At 51.2% G+C, this 3,584-nt stretch carries 5 protein-coding genes and 1 tRNA gene; all 6 read right to left on the reverse strand.

Annotated elements, in window-relative coordinates; translation table 11 throughout:
• Window positions 1-776: DUF6079 family protein (locus tag ACEW8P_RS05440; protein WP_373512092.1), on the reverse strand; the 776-nt coding region annotated here is incomplete at its 3' end.
• Complete coding sequence (locus ACEW8P_RS05445; RefSeq protein ID WP_373512093.1) at window positions 773-1,387, reverse strand: DUF1788 domain-containing protein; 615 nt, start codon at window positions 1,385-1,387, stop codon at window positions 773-775. The genes ACEW8P_RS05445 and ACEW8P_RS05440, both read right to left, overlap by 4 nt.
• Window positions 1,359-1,967 carry a DUF1819 family protein gene (locus tag ACEW8P_RS05450; RefSeq protein ID WP_373512094.1) on the reverse strand — a complete coding sequence of 203 codons (609 nt, stop codon included), beginning with the start codon at window positions 1,965-1,967 and terminating at the stop codon, window positions 1,359-1,361. Before ACEW8P_RS05450 ends, ACEW8P_RS05445 begins: the two co-directional genes overlap by 29 nt.
• 75 nt (window positions 1,968-2,042) lie before the next feature.
• Window positions 2,043-2,480 (reverse strand): DUF6508 domain-containing protein, encoded by a 438-nt coding sequence (locus ACEW8P_RS05455; RefSeq protein ID WP_373512095.1) that lies wholly within the window; start codon window positions 2,478-2,480, stop codon window positions 2,043-2,045.
• Window positions 2,481-2,655: 175 nt separating this feature from the next.
• A tRNA-Val gene (locus ACEW8P_RS05460) sits at window positions 2,656-2,730 on the reverse strand.
• 109 nt (window positions 2,731-2,839) lie between these two features.
• Entirely contained in the window at window positions 2,840-3,583 is a 744-nt protein-coding gene (locus ACEW8P_RS05465) for an outer membrane beta-barrel protein (protein ID WP_373512096.1), read from the reverse strand.
• Window position 3,584 lies beyond the last annotated feature (1 nt).

The following is a 3,584-nucleotide window of genomic DNA, read 5'->3' on the forward strand; positions in this document are numbered from 1 at the left end:
TCCACGAAGAAATTGAGCCGGAAGCCTTTGGATTTGGTCTGAATGTACTCATTGACCCGAATGCACAAATCCTCGATGGAAATGGCGTGGTCTTTCCGAAGCGTGTCGATAATGTTGCCGTAGCCTTCGGTAGCAACGCCCATGAGGTCGTTCAGGGCGACGTCGATGGCTTCCTTGATTTTGGGCGAGAAGTACTTGCGCCGCCCGCTTTCCCAGGGTTCTCCGGCCACGGTAGCAAACTTCGCGACGAAGGCGTCGTACTTGCCCTCGGACGTCACCCAGCGCTCGAAATCCGCTACGTGTTTCTGCCCGCCGAAGTACCCCAGGTGGTCGTTGAGGACTTTGTAAAAGACGGTGAGGATGGCGTCTTCTTCCTGCTTGCTGGTGATTTGGGCCTGTTGGTCGATGTTGAACAGAATGGATTCCGAGGGAATGCGCGTGGCCTGCAACACATCGGCCCGCAGCAGATCGTCCTCCACGATTTTGTCGGCGAAAACTTTGCCCAATTGCTCGCCTTCGTTTTCGCGGTTTTCCATCACGTACGACAGGATTTTCAGCAAGTGCGACTTACCCGACCCGAAAAAGCCGGAAATCCAGACGCCGTTGGCACCCTGGTAGTCGTTGTAGGCGGCAAAGAAATCGCGGATTTTCCTGGCCACCTCCCGCGTAATCACGTATTCCTCGACTTCCTGCTTAATGTGTTCCCGGTCGTCGGCCTTAATGACCGTTTCGATGGAACGGTCGATTCGTCTTTCAAAAATTTGGTTGAGTTTCATGCGGTGGTGGTGTAGTCGTCTATTTTGAAGGCACGGTAGTAGTTGTCGTCGGTCAGCAGCCCGAACAGTTCCAGTGAAAAGCCGTTGTACTGGCCGGGAAAGAAGGTAAGGGTGGGGGCATCTTTCGCGACATTCTGCAAATTATTGAGAACGTTGTGCGAGCGGATAAACGGAAAGACCAGCCCGATGCCCGTCAGGAAATAGATACTGGCTCTCTGGCTTTCGATCATCTGCCGGATGGCGGGGATAAGTACCTGATTGATGTCGAGCAAAGATTGCAGGGCCTCCTTGAATTCTTCCTTGTCCATCTGGGTCTCCATGTCGAACAGCTCCTGCTGGCTCAATTCGCGGTCGACAATCTCCATCACCAGGTCGTAGAGGTTGATTTCCAACACAGGAATCCCCTGATTCATCAGCTTATTTTTCAGGCCCTTTACGGCTTTATCGACCGCGGTCTGCTGTTTGGCCTCATAAGAAGCGATGAAAAAGGGAATCTCCCCACCCAGCGTATTCATTTCCAGAAAGCCGGGCGTGGCAATTACCTGATAGATGTGTTCAAAACTATGGGCGATGTTTTTCATATCAGTGCGTTCGGCTGGCGATGTCTGCATCCGACAGCAGGTATATTTTAAGCCATTCTGCATCCTCCTCGACCACCGCCCTGACCACCTTTTCATCCATGAGTTGCAGGTTGATTCGCTTTGAGTTAATTGAATCGATCAGGCTGGTTTGTTCGAGTATTTTGAAGGTCACTTGTCGGATCTTTGCAGCGGTTTTGTCGGTCAATGCTTCTAGTTCAGGGTGGAATTCTCGTTTTTTTCGAAAAAAGGTAATGTACTCGCCCTCGGTGATTTGATAGTTGAACACCAGGGCTTTTTCCCGGAGTACCTCTACCACAAAGTCGCGAATGAAGGAATATACTTTGCACACAGCCAATAGCGCGATCTGCTTTTGGGCTACAAGGTCGCCGTGGGCCAGGATTGTAAGTTGGGCACGCGTAAGAGGGTCGAGGCGAAGCTTGAGTTCGCGGTACTGCGTCCTGATGGTCTTGGCCTTTTGTCCCTGAATGACTTGCTTTTTGTCTATCCCTTCCGCGCGCTGATCCAGATAAATGCCCGCCAATTCAGACATTTTGGGGAGCATCAGGGAAGCGCCGGTAAAAGACAAGCGGTATTTTTTTTCTGTTTCCATTTTTATTCAACAACTGGGCCGGGCGGGGCTCGGAGACGCCAAGTTAGTGATGAAAAATGGGAGTTTTCATGCTGACTATTTCCCGCTGCTCACATTTTCCTGCAACGCTCTAATGATTTTGGCCATCGTTCCGGACTGAAAAGAAAGAACCAGAAACCCGTCGTTGAAACGGTCGGTCCGGATAATTGTAGTGAGGAGCTTGCACAGCGTCGTGGTGTCGAGCGCCGAATAATCGAATGCCCTATCTTCGAGCATGGCGTGTCCTTCCTCCCATTTGGGCCAATCGAAAATCGGGGTGATTTGAAGATCATGGATGATCCTTACGGTTTCCCTAACCAAGTCAGAATATGTCCAGTAAGGCGTCTTGATCGAGCCATGATTAAGTACCTCGCCGCCCTCAACCTTTCCAAATTCTGCTGAGGATTCAATATGGGGAAGCAGTTCAAAAAGCTTTGCCCACTTGGCTTTTTTTAACGTGGACAGATGCGCCTGAAAGTCCTCTATGTCTATCATTATCCTATCTAATAAAACTGGGTATGGCTTATTACTTCGGGCACTTTCTTTCGACCCCTGTGGTCACTCTGCCGCAGTCTGTATGGACAAAGACCTTTTATTCAACATTTTTATATCTCATCGTAACGCAAAAAAAACCGCTCTACATTGCGTAAAGCGGTTTTTTAAAAATGTGTGGGCCCTGAGGGATTCGAACCCCCGACCCCCTGCTTGTAAGGCAGGTGCTCTGAACCAACTGAGCTAAGAGCCCCGACGTTTCCGTTTGGGAGTGCAAATATGTAGGAGCGATTTCAGGTTTCCAACTTTTTGGTTGGAAAAATTTTCACGAAAAAGTAAGCAACTGAAAATCAGCCTGCTCTTTACTCGAAATTCAGATACAGTGTCACGGTGTGGGTAGTCATGCGGTCGATGCCGACGCTCAGCGAGTTGGTGCCGGGCTGCAGCATATTCACCAGGCCGTGGGAGAAGCGCAGTTCGGGTGCGAACTTAAAGAACTGGAAAAACTGCTCAAAGCCCACGCCATAGTCCACCGTAAAGTCCGAGGTGCGGGTATCGAGCTGATTGCTACTACCCCCGCCCCGACTGCGCTTGACGTTGGTTTCGATGGCCAGCGTGACGCCCGCCAGCAGGTACATGCGGGTATTGACGCGTCGCATGGACTTGTACTTTACCAAAAGCGGAATCTCGATCCAGGTGGATTCCCGCTTTTCAATCTTCTTGTTGCCAGGTGGATTGTTACCTCCTGCTGGCGCTCCGCTAGGATAATCGAACCGAACCTGCCGCTCATAAAGGGAAACGGAAGGCGTGGTGCGAATGTCGAAGCGGTCGTTGAGGAAAGCGTTCACGGTGAAGCCCATGCGAAAAGCGGGCTGCGCGGGTGAGCCGATGGCGTAAGCCGAGTCGGACTCGAGAAACTTATCGCTGTGCCGAATATTGAATCGCGTGATGGGTACCGCAAACAGGAAGCCGTAGTGGATGGGCTTGTCGTCGTAAAACTCCAAATGCCGCCGGACGTAACCCGTTCCCTGCGCCTGCGCCCGCTCGGTAGTAAAAAGGCCGAGTAACAGCAGGATCGCTACTTGTGGCCGACGTAAATGGAACAGA

Source organism: Persicitalea sp., assembly GCF_041751555.1.
In the GTDB taxonomy this organism is placed as follows: Bacteria; Bacteroidota; Bacteroidia; order Cytophagales; family Spirosomataceae; genus Persicitalea.